Genomic DNA, 16,613 nt, shown 5'->3' on the forward strand with positions numbered 1-16,613 from the left:
ATGCACCCCCCGCCCCGACTGTGCACCGTGAGCGGAGAACCCGAAATGGCAAGCAACCCCACGAACGGCACCCCCCGCCCTGACGCCCCAGGCCCCGACGCCCCCGCGGCGACCACCCTCAAGGCCGGCACCTCCTGGCACGACGCCTGGCAGCGCTGTCTCACCGCCGCCCCCGAGGCGTTCCGCGACGACCGCGTACTCAACCTGTGGAACGGCACCTGGCAGGCCGACGGCCGCGCCCTGCCCGCCACCACCCCCGTCGACGGCAGCCCCATCGCCGGGCCGCCCCGCCTCGACGCCGCCACCGCCCACCAGGCCGTGCGCGCCTCGCTCGACCAGCACCGCGCCTGGCGGCACATCCCGCTCGACGAGCGCCGCGCCCGCGTCGGCGCCACCCTCGACGCCCTCACCCAGCACCGCGAACTCCTCGCACTCCTCCTCGTCTGGGAGATCGGCAAGCCCTGGCGCCTCGCCCAGGCCGACGTCGACCGCGCCATCGACGGGGTGCGCTGGTACGTCGACGGCATCGAGCCCATGGTCGAGGGCCGCGCACCGCTCGACGGCCCCGTCTCGAACATCGCCAGCTGGAACTACCCGATGAGCGTCCTCGTGCACGCGGTCCTGATCCAGGCACTCGCCGGCAACGCGGTCATCGCCAAGACCCCCACGGACGGCGGCGTCGCCTGCCTCACCCTGGCCTGTGCACTCGCCGCCCGCGAGGGCGTCCCGGTCACCCTGGTCAGCGGCAGCGGGGGCGAACTCTCCGAAGCGCTGGTGCGGGCACCCGAGATCGGCTGCGTCTCGTTCGTCGGCGGCCGGGACACCGGCGCCGCCGTCGCCACGGCCGTCGCCGACCTCGGCAAGCGGCACATCCTCGAACAGGAGGGCCTGAACACCTGGGGCATCTGGAACTACACCGACTGGGACAAGCTCTCCGCTGTGATCCCCAAGCTCTTCGACTACGGAAAGCAGCGCTGCACCGCGTACCCGCGCTTCGTCGTCCAGCGCAGCCTCTTCGACGACTTCCTCGCCGCGTACCTGCCGGCCGTAAACACCCTGAACGTCGGCCACCCGCTGGCCGTAGCGAACCCTCAAGACCCTCACCCGCAGCTCGACTTCGGCCCATTGATCAACGCGGCCAAGGCGAAGGAGCTCGCGGACCAGGTGGCCGAAGCCATCGACCGGGGCGCCGTGCCGCTGCACCGAGGCGCCCCGGACCCGGCCCGCTTCCTCCCCGGCCAGGACACGAGCGCGTACGTCCACCCGGTCACGCTCCTGAGCCCACCCCCCTCCTCCCCTCTCCACCACGCCGAACCGTTCGGCCCCGTCGACACGATCGTCCTGGTCGACACGGAGGCGGAGCTGCTCGCCGCGATGAACGCCTCCAACGGTGCGCTGGTCGCCACCCTCTCCACGGACGACGACGCGACGTACGACCGCCTCGCCCCACAGATCCGCGCCTTCAAGACGGGCCGCGGCAAACCGCGTTCGCGCGGCGACCGGGACGAGCTGTTCGGCGGCTTCGGCGCATCCTGGCGCGGCGCGTTCGTGGGCGGGGACCTGCTGGTGCGGGCGGTGACGAGGGGCCCGGAGGGAGAACGCCTGCCGGGCAACTTCCCGGAGTATCACCTGATGCCGTAGCCCTTCGGGGGGCCGGGAGACGGGTGCGCGGCGCCGTCACGGCGGTGCCGCTGCCCTGATCCCCACCCCCTGCCTGCCTGATGCCTACCCGATGCCCTGCCGGTCCGGCCGGAGTGCGAAGTCGCGGTCGGCGGGCTCGGGCACGGCCCGCTCCACGGCCGCGGTCAGCAGCTCCCGGTGCCGCAGCAGTGGGCCGCGCCGATCCTCGGGAGCGAGCAGCAGCAGATCGTCGAGCCCGGCCAGCATGCGCCGCGACACCTGGGGACTGCCGACGGCGCACCCCCGGATCTCCGCGAACCCCAGATCGACGAGCTCCTCCCACCCGGGCAGCGGCTGCACCAGCCGCACCACGCCGCCGCGGTCCGGATACCGCAACGAGTCGAGCGGCCGGTTCGCGACCGCGGCCAGGAACTGCACGATGCGGTCGAGGGCCTGCACGGCGGTCGTCGGATCGTTCACGGCGGGGGAGAGGGCGCGCAGCGCGATGTCGGCGAGCTGCCGCAGCCCGAACCCGAGATCCTGGTGGAAGGTGCGCTCGACGCCGACGTGGACGGTGTAGCGCAGGGCCCGCGCGGAGGGCGGGGGCCCGCCGTGCACGGCGAGGACGGGCGTGCCGGGCACCACGAAGTCGCCGGTGCGGGGGAGGATCCGCAGGATGACGCCGGGCCGGTGCCGGACGGCGCGGAGGAGCCGGGCGAAATTGACGTCACGCATCACACCGGCCCGCCCCTCATGAACGACACGGGCGGTCTCCGGCCCCAGTTCGCCCACCTCACCGGCACCCCCGGCGTCCACCGGCATCCGGGCCACCAGCTGGAACGCCTCCGCGGACACCCGCTCGATCACGTAGCTCACGCGCATCATCCGCAGCGTCGAGTTCACGTACATCACGAACAGCAGCAGGCTCAGCCCGACCATGAAGACGGTGAGCACGGACTGCACGACGGGCACGGACTTGACGAGCTTCGGGTCGGGCTCGCTGTCGTACGAGGTGAGCACGAGCAGCGACAGCAGGAAGGTCGCGAGGAAGACGGCGAACGTGGCCTTCGTGATCCGGCTGCGGATGAAGATCCGCACCACCCGGGGGCTGAGCTGCCCGCTCGCCATCTGGAGCGCCACGAGCGAGATGCTGAAGACGACACCGATGAAGGTCATCATCGCGGCACTGACGGTGCTCACGACGGTCTGTGCGTCGTTGGTGACGCTCTGGAGCTCGCTGATGCTGTCGTACGAACCGGCATCGCGCAGCGCGCCGACGATGGCGGCGTCCAGCTCGTTGGCCAGGAACCACACGACGAAGATCCCGACCATGGCCCCGGTCGGCGCGAACCAGAACGTGTCCCGAAGATGCTCCCGCAGCGGCGACAGGGCCCGAGGTCGCCGCACGCGCCCATGCGTCCCGGTGACCGATTGGCTACTCATGGTGAGACTGTAGGCGGCCCCGCTCCCGACCCCTCGCAGGTGCCGCCGAGGGGACGGATATGCAGGTGAAAGGCACTCCGAAACCTTGGTATTGTTATCCATGTCGCCGCGGGGAACGCCCCGGCCGGGCGACAAACACCCAGTCCGGGTGGCGGAATGGCAGACGCGCTAGCTTGAGGTGCTAGTGCCCTTTATCGGGCGTGGGGGTTCAAGTCCCCCCTCGGACACCAGTGAGAGTGCCGGTCGAGATCTTCTCGACCGGCACTTCGCGTTTGCGCTTCTCGCCGCCCGAGCGGGCGGGCGCGGAGCGGCTGAGTTCCGCCCGCACCGTCTTCCCCGTCTGCGCGCGAGGCTTCGTGCCCCAGTGGGTGGCCAGCGCCTCGACCAGGAGCAGGCACGCGGGCCGCTGAGCGCGCCTCTTGGGGCGAGTGGGGGGGCTCGGTGAACCGGAGGAGCGCGGTCCGCGTAGATCCCGGCGTGGCCATGAAGATGATCGCGGCCAGAACCTCCCGGTCCCCGCGCCGACGTCGGACACCGCCCTGCGGACGTTCCGGCGCCGACGGCATCACCGCTCACTACAGGAGGCAAACAGTGATGAGTGCCCGAGGTGAATCAATTCCGGACGAGGCTCCCGACAACAACGTCGTCCGTCGGCGCCTCCTCGCCGGCGTCGGCATCACCGGAGTGGCCGCCGTCGGCGCCCAACTCGCGGTGCCCGAGGCATCCGCAGCCCCCAGCAGAACCGATCTCGTCTACTACTGGGAATCCCAGCAGAAATCCCTCGGGTACTCCCAGGGGGTCCGCGTGGACAACACCGTCTGGCTGTCGGGCACCGCGGCCCTCGACAAGGACTTCAACTGCGTTTCTCCCGGCGACCTGCCCGCCCAGATGGCCTTCATCTACGCGCGCATCAAGGAGAGCCTGGCCAGGTACTCCCTTGATCTCCGCCATGTCGTGCGCGAAAGCATGTACGTGACGGACATGGATGCGCTGGTCGGCGCATTGCCGTACCGGAAGAGGATGTACGCCGACGGGCCCTTCCCGACCTCCACGACAGTCCAGGTCAACCAGCTGATCGTTCCCGGGCTCATGATTGAGATCGAGGTGGTCGCCTCCCGAGTCCCCGCATAGGTTCGGATTCACGGAGTGGCCGCCCGCCCGCCCCTTACTCGTGATCGGATACGCTGCGGCGCGATGTATGACGTGTACACCTCCGGTGTGCGAGCCCCTGAAGAGGAGAAATGTCCGTGAAGCAGCGCCCGGTACTCGCCGGCCTCACCTTGATGCTCGTGGCCGTTCTGAGTGCGTGCGGTGGCGGTGCGGACAAGGGGGGCGGTCACGGTGGCGGCAAGGGCGGTGCGTACTCGCGGCCTGACTCCGACCAGGTGCGGGGTCTCTACGACGCTGTCCGGCACCTCCCGCGCAAGACCGCCAAGGGCACCCGCGCCCACATGGTCAAGGAGTGCGATCCGGCGACCCGGAAGGTCAAGCACACCTCGCGCAGCGGCAGCGGCAAGCGCAAGAAGACCCGCACCTGGTACACCACCGAGCGCTACAGCCAGTGCCACAAGGTCCGCAAGGGCAGCGAGACGTACACCCGCGTCGTGCGGACCGAGCGGTGGTGTGTGCGGCTCGACGACGTGAACGGGAAGCCCGCCAAGGACGACCTCTGGTTCCGGGTCAGCCCCGCCACGTACAGCGAGGTCCACGGCAAGGACGTTCACGCGCGCGTGAAGTTCGAGCCGCGGGGGCGCGGTTGCTGACGCGGGCCGGCTCAGTGGATCACCAGGTGACGGGGAGCGACCTCACCCCGTAGACGATGTTCTGCGTGGTGTAGGTGAGGGCCGGCTCCGGCACTGCCAGGCGTAGGTTCGGCAGGCGGCGTAGCAGTGTCGTCAGGATGATCTGGAGTTCCACCCTGGCCAGTGTCTGGCCCAGACACTGGTGGACGCCGAAGCCGAACGCCAGGTGGCGGCGCGCGTCGGGGCGGGCCGGGTCCAACCGGGCCGCGGTGTTGCCGAAGGCCTCCTCGTCGCGGTTGGCGGTGGAGAGCATGCAGATCACGCCGTCACCCGCCGCGATCGTGACCCCGCCAACCTCCGCCTCCTCCTTGGCGGCGCGCGCCAGGCCGAGGTGGATGATCGTCAGGTGGCGCAGCAACTCCTCCACGGCTGCGGGTACCAGACCGGGGTCGTCGCGGAGTCGTTTCGCCAGCGTGGGGTTCTTGAGCAGGGCCAGGACACACAGGGCCGACATGTTCGCCGTGGACTCGTGGCCCGTGACCAGGAGCATGAAGCCGAGCGAGGCGACCTGTTCGGGGGTGAGGTCGTCGCGGGCGGCCAGCCGGCTCAGGATGTCGTCGCCCGGCTCGCGCGCCTTCCGCTCGGCCAGCCCGGCGAGGTAGCCCGTCAGGCCGCGGTGCGCCCCCGCGACCTCGGCCTCGGTCGCGGTGTTGTCCAGCAGCGTGCGGCTGAGACGCTGGAACACGTCGTGATCCTCGTACGGGACGCCCAGCATCAGGCAGATCACGAGGGAGGGGACGGGGAGGGCGAAGTCCGTTACGAAGTCCCTTACGAGGCCCGCTGGTTGACCCGGTTGAACTTGTTGACCGTTCTTGTTCGGGGTGTCGAGAGCGTCGATTGCCTCGTCCACGATCCGCTGAATACCTGGGCGCAGCTCCTCCACCCGTCTCACCAGGAAGTCCTTGGTGACCATGCGGCGCAGCCTCGCGTGTTCCGGGTCGTCCAGGCGGATGAAACTCGGGCGCTCCGTGGCCAGTCGGCGCTGGGCAGGGGAGAGGAAAGGGAAGCCGGGCGTACGGGCGTCAGCGCTGAAGCGGGCGTCCGCCAGGACCGAGCGCACCTCCCGGTAGCCCGTGATCAGCCAGCACGGTGAGCCGTCGGGCAGGACGGCGCGCGTGACCGGGCCTCCGCGCGCCGCCTCCGCGTAGGCGGGCGGCGGGGTGAACGGGCATGTGCCGTAGGGGGCGGGCAGGCGAAGCGGCGTGGGCTGGTGCCCGAGCGGGTGCCCGAGTTGGTACGTGAGTTGCTGCGTGAGCGCGACGGTCATGCGGGGAGGCGCCCTTTCGGGGAGGTGGGGGAGGGGGCGGAGGGGGCGGGGCCCGCTGTGTCAGGGGGAGTGCCCAGCGTGTTCAGCGTCGTGCAGACCATCGCGCACTGGCCGATCACCAGGAGCAGCTCGACCAGTTGCTCCGCGCGGAGCCGTTCCGCGAGCTCCTGCCACAAGGGTTCGGGAAGCTGCGCGTGGTCGGCGAGAAGGTCGGCCGTACGCAGGACGGCCAGGTCGGCCGGGTGCCAGTGGTGAGGAGCGAGGTCGGGGGCGAGAGTGGGGGAGGCTGTCGCGGCTACTTCTGCCGTGGTGAGTCCGGCCAGCCGGGCGTGCTCCTCGTGACGCCCGCGTACGAAGTCGCAGCCCAGCCGGTAGGACGTGCGCAGAATGGCCAGCTCGCGATCCCGAGGCACCAGCGTGCCCTGATGGGTGAGGACGTGGGCGAGACGCAGCCACGCCTCGGCCAGCGGTGGGTGGTGGGCGAGGGTGCCGAAGAGGTTGACGCGTCCCGGCCCGTCCTGGCTCGACGCGCCGAGCAGGTCGCGCAGCACGGGCGGCCACTCCTCGGCCGGCAGCGGAGGGATGCGGGGGGTCACCATGCGCGGGGTCACCAGGTCAGGGGTCACCACTCGCACACCACCACCCCCGCACTCGCCCCGCTCGCAAAGCCGAACAGGCCTACCAGGTCCCCTCGTTGGAGGCGTCCGCTGTCCAGCGCGGTGGCCAGTTGCAGGGGGATCGTGTTGGTGGCCACGTTGCCGTGCGCGGGGAACGTGGCGAGAACGCGGTCCGGGTCCACGCCCACCCATGTGCACGCCACCCTCGTGAACGCGACCGACGGCTGGTGCACGCACACGAGATCCAGTTCGTCGACCTTGACCCCGAGGTCGGCCACCGCGCCCTTCACCTTCTGCGGCATACCGGCGAAGGACTCCATCAACTGCCCCGAATCGATGCGGAGTTCACCGAGGGCCCGATGATCGGCATAGGGGTTGGTCAACGTGGCAGCCCGCCAGCCCCAGGAGTTGGCGAAGAAGCGGGAGCCGATGACGCCGGGTCTCTCGGACGCTTCGAGGAGCAGTGCCGATCCCATGTCGCCCGTACTGAGGCTGGGCAGCGCGGTCAGCAGGTCGGCGGGGTCGTCGACCGACCAGCGGCTCTCGCGCGTGGACACCTCGCCGGTGGTGACGAGGATCCGGCGGTACTGGCCCGACCTGATGAGGGCGTCGGCCACCTCGATGGCGTTGAGCACGCCGTTGCACGCGTTCTTCAGGTCGAACACCGGGCAGCCCAGGCCGAGTTTGTCGGCGACCACGTGTGCGGTGGCGGGCTCCTCCATGTCGGCGAGGATCCCGGTGAAGATCAGCAGGTCGATGTCGCTCGGGTCGGTGATGTCGCGCGCACCGAACAGGCGGCGTGCCGCGTGGGCCGCGAGGTCGGAGGGCTGTTCGTCGGCGGGGGCGACGGTCCGCTCCGACAGCCCGTACATGTGCGCCAGGACGCCCGGCGACAGGGAGAGGTGGGGATTGTGCGAGCGGAAATGTTCCTCTGCCTCGGCGACGGACTGTCGGCCGGGCGGCACATGGACCGCCGCGTGAATGATGCTGCTGTACACAGTCAACAGGGGTATTTCTCTCTCAGGGGGCGCTACGCGGGAATCGGAGAGTGGGAGGCAGGTTCATGTGGTCGACGTCAGCGTCAGCACCACGTTGTGCCCGCCGAAGCCGAACGAATGCGTGACCGCGGCCCGTACGCGCTGAGGGCGCGGCGCGCCGGTCACGCAGTCGAGCGGAAAGCCCAGCTTCCCGGGCGTGAGGTTCGCGACCGGTGGGACCGTGCCGTGATGGATCGTCAGCGCGGTGAGCGCGGCCTCGATCGCCCCCGCCGCGCCCAGGCTGTGGCCCAGTACGCCCTTGGGGGCGGTGACACTCGGGGCGTGCGGCAGGACACGGGCGATCAGCTCGGCCTCCGCCCGGTCGTTGAGGGGGGTGGAGGTGCCGTGGGCGTTGACATGGTCGATGTCACCCGGGGCGAGCCCCGCGTCGGCGATGGCGGCGTGCAGCGCGCTCTCGGCGACCGCGCCCCCGGGTGCGGGCGCGGTCGGGTGGTGCGCGTCGGTGGACTGGCCCGCCCCGGCGAGATACGCGTACGTGCGGTGGCCGCGGGCCCGTGCGTCCGCCGACCGCTCCAGTACGCAGACGGCCGCCCCCTCGGCGATCACGAAACCGTCGCGGTCGACGGCGAACGGCCTTGAGGCGGCCGCGGGTTCGTCCGTGCGGGCCGACAGCGCGCCCATCCGCTGGAAGCCGGTCGTGACGACCGGCGAGACAGCAGCTTCCGTACCGCCCGCGACCGCGATGTCGCAGGCCCCGGACAGCAGTAGATCGCGGGCGACGGCGAGGGCGCTCGCGCCCGAGGCACAGGCGCTCTCCGTGGCGAGCGACGGGCCGTACGCGCCCAGGTCGAGCGCGACCTCGCCCGCCGCCATGTTGGAGATGAGCATGGGAATGAGGGTGGGCGCGACCAGCTCGGGGCCACCCTTGAGGAACCGCTCCGACTGCTCCTCGAGATGCGCGGCGCCGGCGAGACCCGAGCCGATGACGACGGCGACCCGGGCGCCACCCCAGTCCCCGCCGGGGGTGAACCCCGCATCGGCGACGGCCTCCCTGGCGGCGAGCACCGCGAGGCGGGTGAACTGGCCCATCCGCCAGGACTTGCCCCCGCCGATCCGCGCCTGCTCGGGGGTCATGAGGGGGATACGGCAGGAGAAGTCGACCGGGAGTTCCTTGAGTTCGGGGTCCTGCGCGGCCGTGGACCGGCCGCGCAGCACCCCCGCCCACGTCGCCTCGCGGCCGACACCGGCCGGGGTGACGAGGCCCAGGCCGGTGACGGAGATCGTGCGGTCGGAGGTCGTCGTCACCGGACCCCTGCCGTGATCAGCCGGGTGGCGAGGGTGGCGGTCAGCTCGGCTACGGTCGTGCGCTTGGTGGCCTCCGACTCGTCGACCCGCACGCCGAGTTGGTCCTGGAGAGCGAGGGCGAGTTCGGCGAGGGCGAGGGAATCGAGGTCGAGGCTCGCGAGGGTGGCATCGGGGCGGATGCTGTCGGGGCTGACCTCGAACTTCTGCATGAGGACGGAGGCGACGGCGGCACGGGCCCGGGATGCGGAGGCCATCCGGGCTGAGGGGGAGGCGGGGGCGGTCGGGGACGACGAGGACATGAGCGGTCCTTTCAGGTCGTGCGTGTGTGTGCGTGTGCGGTGGTGCTCGGTGCCGGCATACGGGGAGCGTTACGAGGCTTGAGGTGGCGTACGCAGCGAGGCCTGAGGTGGCGTACGCACCGGCGGTACCGCCGGCAGCTCAGGCCACAGAAGCGTGGCCGAGGCCCAGGTGAGCCCGGCGCCGAACGAGGTCAGCAGGACGCGCTGACCGGGGGTGAGCAGGCCGCGGGAGGCGGCGTCGGCGAGTGCCAGGGGGATGGAGGCGGCGCCCGTATTGCCGACGTGCTCGATGTTGGACACCTGTCTCTGCGCCGGGAGTTGGAGGCGCTCGGCGACTTCCTTGAGGATCCGGGCGTTGGCCTGGTGGGCCACGAACCGGTCCACGTCGCCGGTGGTCCACGCGGTGCGGTCGAGCACGGCGCGGGACGACTCGGTCATGCGGGTCACCGCGTGCCGGAACACCTCGCGCCCCCGCATGCGGAAGTGGCGGTCGGCCGGGGTGTGGGCGGCCGGGTCCGCGCGTTCGGCGGCGCCGCCGCCGGGGATCTGGATCAGTTCGTGGCCGGAGCCGTCGCTGCCGAGGTCGAAGGCGAGCACGCTGCCCGGCTCGCCATGGGTGCCACGGCGCAGGACCACCGCGCCCGCGCCGTCCGCGAAGACGATGCCCGCGCTGCGGTCGGCGGGGTCGACGAGGGTCGAGTAGACCTCCGCGGCGACGAGGAGGACGCGTTCGGCGGCGCCGGAGGCGATCACGCCCACGGCCGTGGCGAGTCCGTAGCCGAAACCGCTGCACGCCGCCGAGATGTCCCAGGCGGCGGCCCGGTCGAGCCCGAGGCGGGTGGCGAGGAGGGGGGCCATGGCGGGCATGGGCACGTCGGGGGTGGAGGTCGCGACGAGCACGGTGTCGGGAACGGGGTCCCCGGCGACGGCCAGTGCGCGGACGGCCGCCTCCAGGGCGAGTTCGCCGGTACGGACGCCGGGGCCGGCCCAGTGCCGGGCGGTGATCCCGCTCCGCCGCCGCACCCACGTGTCGTCGACGTCCCACGCGGCGGGGAGTTCGTCGTTGGTGATCCGGCGCGGTGGCACCCAGCCCGCCAGCCCCTCCAGGACTGCGCCGGACCGGCCGGCGGGCCTGTGCGCGTCAGCCGAAGTCACCCGATCCTCGCTCTACGTCTCGATCCTGCAAGCCGATCCCCGCACGAAGCCACTGCTCGTGAGGCATGCCGCCGCAGGGCGCAGCGTGCCGCGCCCCGTACGACCATGTTGATTCCTGTACGAACCGGGAGAACTGTAAGCACAGAAAGGATCTTCATAAACGGAGCATCTCGATCGATCGAAATCCCAGTGGTGGCCGCACGGCTGTATCCGCGCAGCTCAGGAGCGGAAGGATAGGTTCCGGATGGCGGTCGGTGGGCCGAACGAGTGTCACCCGTAAGGCGGTTCGGCGCGCGGCGGCCTCCGCCGCGTGCGAGGGGAAAACCCCAGGTCCCCGGCTCCGCGCCCATGGCATCCTGAGCCGATGAACGGACCGGAGATCGTCATCAGCGTTGTGCCCGAGTTGGAGCTGTTCGTTCCGCATGCGCGGCGTGGGGGCGCGGCCGTCCCGCTCGTCACCGACGGCGTCTCCACGCTGGGGCACGTGATCGAGTCGCTCGGCGTGCCGCTGACGGAGGTCGGGGCGCTGGTCGTGGACGGGCGCGAGGTGGCGGTCGGGCACATTCCCGTGGCCGGGGAGCGGGTCGAGGTGCGGGCCGTCGTCCGGCCGCAGCGCGTCGAGGGGGCTCCGCTGCGGTTTCTCCTGGACGTCCATCTCGGCACGCTGGCACGGCGGTTGAGGCTGCTCGGCGTCGACTCCGCGTACGAGTCCACGGACATCGGCGACCCCGCGCTCGCGGCCCGCTCCGCCGCCGAGCGGCGCGTCATGCTCACCCGGGACCGGGGGCTGCTGCGGCGGCGTGAGCTGTGGGCCGGCGCGTACGTCTACAGCGACCGGCCCGACGAGCAACTACGCGACGTACTGGGCCGGTTCACGCCCGAGCTGAACCCCTGGACCCGGTGCACCGCCTGCAACGGGCTGCTGAAGGAAGCCCGCAAGGAAGACGTCGCCGGCCTGCTGGAAGGCGGGACGCGTGGCAGCTACGACGTGTTCGCCCAGTGCCAGGAGTGCGAGCGCGTGTACTGGCGGGGCGCCCATCACGAACGGTTGGAGCGGATCGTGGGGCGGGCGGTCGACGAGTTCGGGGGCTGAGACGCCGCCTCGTCCTGCGGTACCAGGGGCGGTTCGATGCGCCAGGCGATGCGCTGCCCGTCCTGGACCACCCTTCGGTACGCGTACAGCACCACCGAGATCAGCAGGATGCCGACCGCGAGGAAGGACTCCGTGGCGCCGCCGTAGCCGGCGAGGGACGGGTGTGTGACGCCCACCGAGACGATCACGACGTTGAAGGCCAGCAGCACCCAGGCCACCGGGATCCAGGCGCGGGCGCGGCGGATCGGGCGGGGCCAGTCGGGGCGGTCCTTGCGCAGGAGCAGGAAGCCGGCTACGGCGAGTGTCATGGCCACCAGATAGCCGAAGTTGCTGGCGATGAGGATGCTCAGGGGCTCGCCGAGCAGGACCACGATCGCGGCGTTGACGAGCGCGTCCAGCGTGAGGGCGCGGCCCGGCACGCCCCAGCGGTTCACCTTGTCGAGCTGCCGTACGGTCATGCCCTCGCGCGCCAGGCCGTACAGGGCCCGGCCCCCGTCCGCCGTGCACGACACCATCCCGAAGAACATCGAGACGATCAGGATGAGGACGCCGACGTCGGAGAAACCGCCGAGGGCCTGGGTGAACGCGGTGGCGAACGCGCCGACCGGATCCGAGCGCAGCGTCTCCTCGCCGACGCTGCCGACCGTCGCGAGCGGCACGACGAAGAAGACGCCGAGCGAGATGAGGGATGTCAGCCGCAACGCCTTCGCCGTGTCACGCGCCGTGTCGCGGTACTCGGGGGCGAACGACGCGCAGATCTCCGTGCCGTACGTCGTCCAGGCCGTGACGTAGAACCACACGATCAGCGTCATCCAGCTGCCGCCGTGGTACCAGGTCAGACGTGACGCGTCCCAGCTGCCCGGGCGCAGGAACGGTGCTACGACGACCACCGCGAGGCCGCACATCACCAGGGCCGCGACGGCCTTGGAGACGCCGGCGGCCAGCCGCGCGCCGAAGTAGTTGCAGGCCCAGCCGCCGGCTATCGCGAGGACCGCGAGTGCTTCCGGGAGACCGACGCGGTGGCCGGGGAACGGGATCGACGGGGCGTGCGGGAACCACTGGGAGGTGATGAGGTGGCCGATCGCCGCGCCGTTGACCGCGATGCTGAACGACCAGCCGATCCAGTAGCCGTACGACGCGACGGCGCCCAGTGGGGCGAAGTAGCGCTTCCAGCCCTCGGTGGCGTATCTGCTGATGCCGCCGGACATGCCGGGGAACATCGCGGCGGTCTCGGCGAACAGCATGTTCTGCGCGAACGCGACGAGCGCGCCGACGCACCAGATGGTGATCGCCGTCCAGCCACCGATCGCGCCCACGGTGTAACCCACCGTCAGGAGCAGGCCGTTGGGGATCACCATGGCGATGGCGAGGCCGTCGCGCCAGGTCAGGGACTTGTGCAGCTGTTGGCTCAAGGGGGTCACCTGTCTCGGTCCGGGGACTGACGGGAGAAGGTCATGGGCGGCGGAAAGTGGTGCCGCCGTGCTGTGTCGGCGGTCACAATAATTCGTTATTGTTGGCTGGCATAGGGGTCCGGCAGGGCCCAATTCCGGGAAGAGGAGCGGGGCATGGGGGAACGCGAGAGCGGCGACGCGGGCGAGGTGCAGCGCGAGCGGATTCTGAGGGCGGCCGCCCTGGTCATGGCCGAACGCGGCTTCGACGCGGCGCGCATGAGGGACGTGGCGCGCGGCGCCGGCGTGTCCATCGGGCTGCTCCAGCACTACTTCGACACACGCGACCTGCTCTTCCGCGAGGCCTTCGAGTGGTCGATCGGTGAACTCATCGCCCGCTGGCGCACGGGCGCGTCCGCCGAGCCCGACCCGTGGCGCCGCTTCGAACTCCTCGTACGCGAGCTGGCCGACGACCCCGACCTCCAGCGGCGGAGCGCGACCTGGACGGAGTTCTGCGCGAGCGCCGCCCGCAGGCCCGAGCTGCGGGACGGGGTGCGCCGCGCCCACGAGGACTGGCGCGAGCTCGTCCACGGAATCGTCGAATCGGGCGTTCAGGCAGGGAAGTTCGCACCCGTCGTGCCCACCGACGTCGCCGTGCGGTCCGTGCTCGCCGCCGTCGACGGCTGCGACATGGCTGTCGCGTCGGGCAGCGGGATGGGGGCGGAGGGCTACGCCGCCGTCATCCTCGCCACCGCCCGGTCCGTCCTCGGCGTAAGCGACTGAGCTGTTCCTCTCCGCCTCTCCCCATCCCCTCCTCTCTCCCTCAACTCAACTGATCCGAGCCGCAGTTCACAGGAGGCACCGCGCCATGACGTCGACCGCATTCCCGCACCTGTTCAGCCCGCTCGCCATCGGCGGCGTGACTCTGAAGAACCGCGTACTGTCCTCCGGTCACGACACCGTTCTCGTCGAAGGCGGGCAGGTCACCGACGATCTCGTCGCCTATCACGAGGCGCGCGCAGAGGGTGGCGTCGGGCTCATCGTCGTACAGGTGGCGGGAGTTCACGAGACCGCGCGGTACACGACGCACGTGCTGATGGCCACGGACGACTCGTGTGTCGAGGGGTACCGGCGGCTCGCCGAGGCCGCGCACCGGCACGGCGCCAAGGTCTTCGGACAGCTCTTCCACCCCGGACGCGAGATCCTCGAATCCCGCGACGGCTCCGCGCCCGTCGCCTGGTCGGCGTCCGCGACGCCGAGCGAACGCTTCCACGTGATGCCGCGCGCCATGACCGAGACCGAGATACGCGAAGTCGTCGACGGGTACGGAGAGGCCGCGCGCCGGCTCTGCGCCGCCGGGCTCGACGGCGTGGAGGTGGTCGCCAGCCACGGGTACCTCCCCGCCCAGTTCCTCAACCCGCAGGTCAATGTGCGCACCGACGGGTACGGGGGCGACGCGGACGGCAGGCTGCGGTTCCTGCGTGAGGCCCTCGCCTCCGTACGGGCGTACACCGGACCGGACTTCGTCGCCGGACTGCGCATCTCCGGCGACGAGTTGAGCCACGACGGCCTCACCGCCGAACTCGCCGTGGAGGCGGCCGCACGGCTCGACCGCGAGGGGCTCGTCGACTATGTGAGCGTCTGTGCCGGGTCGTCGGCGACGGTCTCCGGCGCCGTGCACATCGCGCCGCCGATGACGCAGCCCGCCGGATACACCGCCCCGCTCGCGGCGCGCGTGCGGGCGGCGGTGGACGTGCCGGTCATGGTCGCCGGACGCGTCAACCAGCCCCAGGAGGCCGAGCAGATCATCAAGGAGGGCCAGGCCGACGCGTGCGCCATGACCCGCGCCCTGATCTGCGACCCCGACATGCCGGGCAAGGCGAGCGAGGGCCGCACGGAGGAGATCCGTGCCTGCATCGGCTGCAACCAGGCCTGCATCGGCCACTTCCAGCGCGGCTACCCGGTCTCCTGCATCCAGCACCCCGAGACCGGCAGGGAGCGTCGGTTCACGCGGCTGCCGCTGCCCACCAGGCGCCGGAAGGTCCTCATCGCGGGTGGCGGGCCGGCGGGACTCAAGGCCGCCGCCGTGGCCGCGTCCCGTGGGCACGACGTCACCCTGCACGAGGCGGGACGGCGCGTCGGCGGACAGGTGCTGCTGGCCCAACTTCTCCCGGGCCGAGCCGAGTTCGGCGGTGCGATCACCAATCTGGAGGGTGAGGCGCGGCGGGCCGGGGCGCGGATCGTCACCGGATCCCGGGTCGACGCCGAACTGCTCGACCGTGAGGAGGCGGACGCGCTCATCGTCGCGACGGGAGCGGTGCCGCGCAGGCCCGCACTCGAACTCCTCGACGACCCCGTTGTCCTGGACGCCTGGGACGTCGTCCGCGGCACCGCCGACGTCCCCAAGGGCCGGATCGTCGTCGCGGACTGGCGCGGCGACTGGATCGGGATCGGTGTGGCCGTCCAACTCGCCCGCCAGGGAAGGAAAGTGACGCTCTGTACGACGGGCTTCGGTGCGGGCGAACACCTGCAGCAGTACGTGCGTGCGTCGATGCTCGCCCAGGCCGCGCGGGCCGGGGTCGAGACCGTGCCGACGGTGCGCCCCTACGGAGCCGACGCCGACACGGCGTACTTCCAGCACACCCTCACCGAGGAGCCGGTGATCATCGAAGGCGTCGCGGCCGTCGTCCTCGCCCAGGGGCACGACCCCGTGGGTGAGCTGGCCTCTCTGGCGGACGGACGGGTGGGTGAGGTCCTGATGGCGGGGGACTGTGTGTCACCGCGGACCGTGGAGGAGGCCGTGTTGGAAGGGCTGACGGTGGCGTCGTCCCTCTGACGCGCGCCCGACCGGCTCCCGACCGGCCCGCCTCAGCGCGGATGGCGGCGCAGCCGCACCCGGTACGAGTAGTGCTCCGGCAGGAAGTGGCTCACGGCCAGTTCGACCGGGCGGCCCGACGCCGACAGGTAGAGGCGGTCGATGCGGAGCAGCGGATGCTGCGGCGGGCAGTCCAGATGAGCCGCCACCTCGGCGGAGGCGAGGGCGACCGTGACGGACTGCTCCGCCTCCGCGATCGGCTCGGGCAGGCGGCTGTCGAGGAGGCCGATGACGGTGACGCGGCTGTCCGCGCCCTCCTCCGTCAGCTCGGGCCGGTCCGCGACGAGCGCGCCCACCTCCGGCGGCAGGTGCACCGTCGTCAGGCAGAACGGCGTGTCCTCGTGCAGCCGCAGGAACGAGAGGTGGTCCACGCGGTCGGAACCGACGCGCAGCCTGCCCGCCGCGTCGACGTCGACGCGGCGGCGCAGTGGCGACACCAGGCGCATCGTCGTGTCGAGGGACAGCGCCATGAGGTCCTCGACCGAGCCGAACTGCCGCAGATACTGCTCCTCGCGCGGTGCCGCGAACGTGCCGCGCCCCGGGACCCGGTGCACGAGGCCCTCCGTGACCAGGTCCTGGAAGGCGCGCCGCACGGTCTGCCGGCTGAGCCTGTGCGAGGCGGCGAGCTCTGCTTCGGTGGGCAGCCGCACACCCTCGGGATAGTCGTGCCGCAGGATCGCCTCGCGCAGCTCGCGCGCGAGGCGTACATAGGCGCTGTCACGCCCGGGGGTCGCCATCTGTGTCCCCCTCG

General features: G+C 71.4%; 15 protein-coding genes, 1 tRNA gene and 1 pseudogene. 7 read left to right on the top strand and 10 right to left on the bottom strand.

Annotated features, from left to right (window positions below):
• Positions 1-45 precede the first annotated feature (45 nt).
• Positions 46-1,641, top strand: a complete 1,596-nt coding sequence (locus ACIPWY_RS02290) for an aldehyde dehydrogenase family protein (protein WP_393704290.1) — start codon at positions 46-48, stop codon at positions 1,639-1,641.
• Between the two features lie 84 nt (positions 1,642-1,725).
• On the opposite strand, the gene ACIPWY_RS02295 is transcribed toward ACIPWY_RS02290, so the two are convergent.
• Positions 1,726-3,063 carry a DUF2254 domain-containing protein gene (locus tag ACIPWY_RS02295; RefSeq protein WP_362901719.1) on the bottom strand — a complete coding sequence of 446 codons (1,338 nt, stop codon included), beginning with the start codon at positions 3,061-3,063 and terminating at the stop codon, positions 1,726-1,728.
• A gap of 142 nt (positions 3,064-3,205) precedes the next feature.
• Between ACIPWY_RS02295 and ACIPWY_RS02300 the strand changes: the two genes are divergently transcribed.
• Positions 3,206-3,293 (top strand) — tRNA-Leu (locus ACIPWY_RS02300).
• A gap of 207 nt (positions 3,294-3,500) precedes the next feature.
• Here the strand turns inward: ACIPWY_RS02300 and ACIPWY_RS02305 are convergent.
• Positions 3,501-3,632 (bottom strand): annotated as a pseudogene (locus tag ACIPWY_RS02305) (IS5/IS1182 family transposase); the annotation flags it as partial.
• Positions 3,633-3,657: 25 nt separating this feature from the next.
• On the opposite strand from ACIPWY_RS02305, the gene ACIPWY_RS02310 reads away from it, so the two are divergent.
• Together ACIPWY_RS02310 and ACIPWY_RS02315 are read left to right on the top strand one after the other, a co-directional pair.
• A complete protein-coding gene (locus tag ACIPWY_RS02310) occupies positions 3,658-4,194 on the top strand; it encodes a RidA family protein (RefSeq protein ID WP_362901721.1) in 537 nt (178 codons plus the stop codon).
• A gap of 110 nt (positions 4,195-4,304) precedes the next feature.
• A complete protein-coding gene (locus ACIPWY_RS02315) occupies positions 4,305-4,826 on the top strand; it encodes a hypothetical protein (protein WP_393704294.1) in 522 nt (173 codons plus the stop codon).
• Between the two features lie 19 nt (positions 4,827-4,845).
• Here ACIPWY_RS02315 and ACIPWY_RS02320 read toward each other — a convergent pair whose 3' ends face one another.
• The 6 genes from ACIPWY_RS02320 to ACIPWY_RS02345 form a co-directional block, all read right to left on the bottom strand.
• Positions 4,846-6,132: a cytochrome P450 gene (locus ACIPWY_RS02320; protein WP_362901725.1), complete on the bottom strand. Its 1,287-nt coding sequence runs from the start codon at positions 6,130-6,132 to the stop codon at positions 4,846-4,848.
• Positions 6,129-6,761: a carboxymuconolactone decarboxylase family protein gene (locus ACIPWY_RS02325; protein ID WP_362901727.1), complete on the bottom strand. Its 633-nt coding sequence runs from the start codon at positions 6,759-6,761 to the stop codon at positions 6,129-6,131. Before ACIPWY_RS02325 ends, ACIPWY_RS02320 begins: the two co-directional genes overlap by 4 nt.
• On the bottom strand, positions 6,755-7,747 hold the full coding sequence (locus ACIPWY_RS02330) for a 3-oxoacyl-ACP synthase III family protein (RefSeq protein ID WP_401532051.1): 993 nt from the start codon (positions 7,745-7,747) through the stop codon (positions 6,755-6,757). Before ACIPWY_RS02330 ends, ACIPWY_RS02325 begins: the two co-directional genes overlap by 7 nt.
• A gap of 63 nt (positions 7,748-7,810) precedes the next feature.
• Complete coding sequence (locus ACIPWY_RS02335; RefSeq protein ID WP_401532052.1) at positions 7,811-9,052, bottom strand: beta-ketoacyl-[acyl-carrier-protein] synthase family protein; 1,242 nt, start codon at positions 9,050-9,052, stop codon at positions 7,811-7,813.
• On the bottom strand, positions 9,049-9,351 hold the full coding sequence (locus ACIPWY_RS02340; RefSeq protein ID WP_362901733.1) for a phosphopantetheine-binding protein: 303 nt from the start codon (positions 9,349-9,351) through the stop codon (positions 9,049-9,051). Before ACIPWY_RS02340 ends, ACIPWY_RS02335 begins: the two co-directional genes overlap by 4 nt.
• A 69-nt stretch (positions 9,352-9,420) precedes the next feature.
• On the bottom strand, positions 9,421-10,506 hold the full coding sequence (locus ACIPWY_RS02345) for a beta-ketoacyl-ACP synthase III (protein ID WP_362901735.1): 1,086 nt from the start codon (positions 10,504-10,506) through the stop codon (positions 9,421-9,423).
• A 364-nt stretch (positions 10,507-10,870) separates the two neighbouring features.
• Here ACIPWY_RS02345 and ACIPWY_RS02350 point away from each other — a divergent pair, with 364 nt between their 5' ends.
• The gene (locus tag ACIPWY_RS02350) at positions 10,871-11,599 is read left to right on the top strand and encodes a Mut7-C RNAse domain-containing protein (RefSeq protein WP_401532053.1); all 729 of its coding nucleotides are present in this window, start codon (positions 10,871-10,873) and stop codon (positions 11,597-11,599) included.
• Here ACIPWY_RS02350 and ACIPWY_RS02355 read toward each other — a convergent pair.
• Entirely contained in the window at positions 11,545-13,011 is a 1,467-nt protein-coding gene (locus ACIPWY_RS02355) for an APC family permease (RefSeq protein ID WP_401532054.1), read from the bottom strand. The two genes, ACIPWY_RS02350 and ACIPWY_RS02355, sit on opposite strands and share 55 nt — an antisense overlap.
• 153 nt (positions 13,012-13,164) lie before the next feature.
• Between ACIPWY_RS02355 and ACIPWY_RS02360 the strand changes: the two genes are divergently transcribed.
• Both ACIPWY_RS02360 and ACIPWY_RS02365 read left to right on the top strand, forming a co-directional pair.
• On the top strand, positions 13,165-13,770 hold the full coding sequence (locus ACIPWY_RS02360) for a TetR family transcriptional regulator (RefSeq protein ID WP_362901741.1): 606 nt from the start codon (positions 13,165-13,167) through the stop codon (positions 13,768-13,770).
• 85 nt (positions 13,771-13,855) lie between these two features.
• Positions 13,856-15,823, top strand: coding sequence for an FAD-dependent oxidoreductase (locus tag ACIPWY_RS02365; RefSeq protein ID WP_401532055.1), 1,968 nt, complete (start codon positions 13,856-13,858; stop codon positions 15,821-15,823).
• Positions 15,824-15,855: 32 nt separating this feature from the next.
• Here ACIPWY_RS02365 and ACIPWY_RS02370 read toward each other — a convergent pair whose 3' ends face one another.
• Complete coding sequence (locus tag ACIPWY_RS02370; protein ID WP_362901745.1) at positions 15,856-16,599, bottom strand: GntR family transcriptional regulator; 744 nt, start codon at positions 16,597-16,599, stop codon at positions 15,856-15,858.
• Between the last annotated feature and the right edge of the window lie 14 nt (positions 16,600-16,613).

The organism is Streptomyces sp. NPDC090032, from assembly GCF_044748025.1.
In the GTDB taxonomy this organism is placed as follows: domain Bacteria; phylum Actinomycetota; class Actinomycetes; order Streptomycetales; family Streptomycetaceae; genus Streptomyces.